The 2,765-nt window shown below is 73.1% G+C and carries 2 protein-coding genes; one reads left to right on the forward strand and one right to left on the reverse strand.

Annotation, left to right across the window (positions count from 1 at the left end):
- Positions 1-812 (forward strand): molybdopterin molybdotransferase MoeA (locus ROTAS13_RS22455; protein WP_139323503.1); only part of this gene is annotated, 812 nt, incomplete at its 5' end.
- A gap of 433 nt (positions 813-1,245) precedes the next feature.
- On the opposite strand, the gene ROTAS13_RS22460 is transcribed toward ROTAS13_RS22455, so the two are convergent.
- Positions 1,246-2,643, reverse strand: a complete 1,398-nt coding sequence (locus tag ROTAS13_RS22460; protein WP_075823496.1) for a hydantoinase/oxoprolinase family protein — start codon at positions 2,641-2,643, stop codon at positions 1,246-1,248.
- Between the last annotated feature and the right edge of the window lie 122 nt (positions 2,644-2,765).

Consider the following 2,765-nt stretch of genomic DNA (forward strand, 5'->3'; position numbering starts at 1 on the left):
GCCACGCCGGGGAGGACCTGCCGACGGGCGCCCTGGCCCTGCCGAAGGGGCGGCTGGTCGCGGCCCCCGAGATCGCCCTGGCGGCGGCACTGGGCCTGGCGGCCCTTCCCGTGACGCGGCGCCCACGCCTGGGCGTCTTCAGCACGGGCAGCGAGCTGGTGCCGCCCGGCGGGCGGCTCGGCCCGGCCCAGGCGCATGACAGCAACCGCTTCATGCTGCTGTCCCTGCTGGCGAACCTGCCGGTGGAGGCGGTGGATCTCGGCCTGCTGCCCGACCGGCGCGGGGAGACCGAGGCAGCGCTGCGCGAGGCTGCGCTCTCGCATGACATGTTACTGACATCCGGCGGCGTGAGCACGGGCGAGGAGGACCATGTCCGCCGGGCCATGGAGGCAACGGGGAGCCTCGCCTTCTGGCGGCTGGCGGTGAAGCCGGGGCGTCCCCTGGCGATGGGGGTGGTGGAGGGCCGCCCCGTCATGGGCCTGCCGGGCAATCCGGTCGCCGCGCTGCTCGGCTTCCTGCACCTCGCGCGTCCCCTGGCCCTGCACCTCGCCGGGGCCGCGCCGAAGCCGCTGCCGCGTTTCGAGCTGCGCGCCGGCTTCAGCCACCGCAAGCTGCCGGGGCGGCGGGAATACCTGCGCGTGGCGGTGGAGGCGGGGCCGGACGGTCCGGTGGCCCGCAAGCCGGGGCGGGCAGGGGCGGGGCAGATCGCCTCGCTGCTGCAAAGCGACGCCTTCGCCGAGCTGCCGGAAGACATGGGCGATGTCGCGCCGGGCGACCGCATCCTGGTGCTGCCCTTCGCCGGGCTGTTCTGACACGGGCCATGAACCACGCCGGTCCATGGAGTGCCTCTTGCTTCTCCGCCCGCGCCACGCTATAGGAATAAAGTCATAGCCTGGGTTCCGCCTGCCCGACAGCACCGGCTCCCGGTGCCACGGAAGGCCCGCACCCTCCGCGCACCTCCCGCCTCGATACTGTGGCCCCGCAAGGCAAGGCCTCAATGGCACCCATTCACCACGCAAAGCGAAGCCATGGTCCCCATCCCGACAGATAAAGGACTAAAAACCTAAAACACCAAAACCCTGAAACGGCACGGAAGTGAAAGACCCTGGCCTCCCGGATAGCGACGGCCCAGTCACCCTTGCCTCCGCCCAGCCCCCGAAAACCCTGCCGGAGCCCCATGCGTCCAAAGGCCACGCCCACGGCCCGGCACGGCCCACCATTCGGAGGCCCGCCCCCGGGGCCGCCTCACCCCAGGATGCGCCGCTCGGCCTCCGCCAGTTCCTCCGGCGTATTGGCATTGAAGAACGGATCGCCGGGCCCCGCCTCCCAGGTGGCCAGGGCGCAGCCCCAGCGCGCGGCCCAGGCCCCGACCCGCCTTTCCCCCGCCAGAAGGCTGCTCCGGAGCTCTCCGCGCAGCGCGACGGGCCACAGCGCCACAGGCGGATGGCGGTGCGGGCCGGAGGCCGCGCAGGCGATGGGGGTCCCGGCGGCCTCCCGCGCGATATGCAGGCGCGCGACGAGATCGGGCGGCGCGAAGGGGTTGTCGCCCGGCAGGGACACCAGCCACGGCAGGTCCGGCCGGTGTTCCGCCACCCAGTCCATGCCCGCCAGGACACCCGCCAATGGCCCGGGGAAGTCCGGCACGCCATCCGCGGCCAGCAGCGCGTCGCCCTGCTCCCGCAGGGCGGCGCAGCTTTCCGCGATGCGGGGCAGGTTCCCCGCCACGGCCGGCATCACCCGGCTGCGCGCCACGTCGTGCACGATGTTGGAATGCAGGATGCCGAAGGCGGAGAAGGTGCTGGCATCCGCCGGGAAGATCACCTCGCCGATGCCCAGCTCCTCGGCCACGGGGATGGCGTGCAGCCCGCCCGCGCCGCCGAAGGAGAGCAGGCTGAAGTCGCGCGGGTCGAGCCCCTTCTCGAAGAGGCTGAGCCGCGCCGCCGAGGCGAGCGCGTTGTTGACCACGGTCAGCACCCCTTCCGCCGCCGCATCCGTTTCCAGCCCCAGGGGCCGCGCCACCTTCGCGGCGATGGCCTCGCGGGCGCCTTCCGTGTCCAGCGCCATGGCGCCGCCCAGGAAGAAACGCCCGTCCAGCCGCCCGAGGGCGATGTTCACATCCGTCACCGCCGGCTCGGTGCCGCCCCGGCGGTAGCAGACGGGACCAGGGAAGGAGCCCGCCGAGCGCGGCCCGACGGTGAGCCGCCCGCCGGAATCCACCGCCGCGAGGGAGCCGCCGCCGGAGCCGATGGTGCGGATCTCGATCATCGGCAGGCGCACCGGCAGGCCGTCGATCTCGCCCTGGGTCATCAGCGTGACCTGCCCGCCCTGCACCACGCAGATGTCGAAGGAGGTGCCGCCCATGTCCGCGCCGACGAGGTTCGGCCGGCCCAGCGCCTCGGCAGCGCGCATGGTGGCGAGCGCCCCGCCGCTGGGGCCGGACAGCAGCAGCCGCACCGGCTGCCGCGACGCCATCTCCGCCGAGCAGACGCCGCCATTGGACTGCACCAGCAGCAGCCGCGCCGCCAGCGCGCGTTCCACCATGCGCTGCTGCAGCCGGGCGAGGTAGCGCCCCACCACCGGCATCAGCAGCGCGTTCAGCACGGTGGTCGAGCTGCGCTCGTATTCGCGGATCTCCGGGCTCACCTCGGAGGACAGGCTGAGCGGCAGGTCCGGGAACTCGGCGCGGATGCGCCCGGCCAGCAGCTCCTCATGCGCCGCGTTGACACTGTCTCTTGATCACATCTACGCACAGCTCCACCGTAAGG

It is taken from the genome of Roseomonas sp. TAS13, from assembly GCF_001950415.1.
Taxonomy (GTDB): Bacteria; Pseudomonadota; Alphaproteobacteria; order Acetobacterales; family Acetobacteraceae; genus Roseomonas; species Roseomonas mucosa.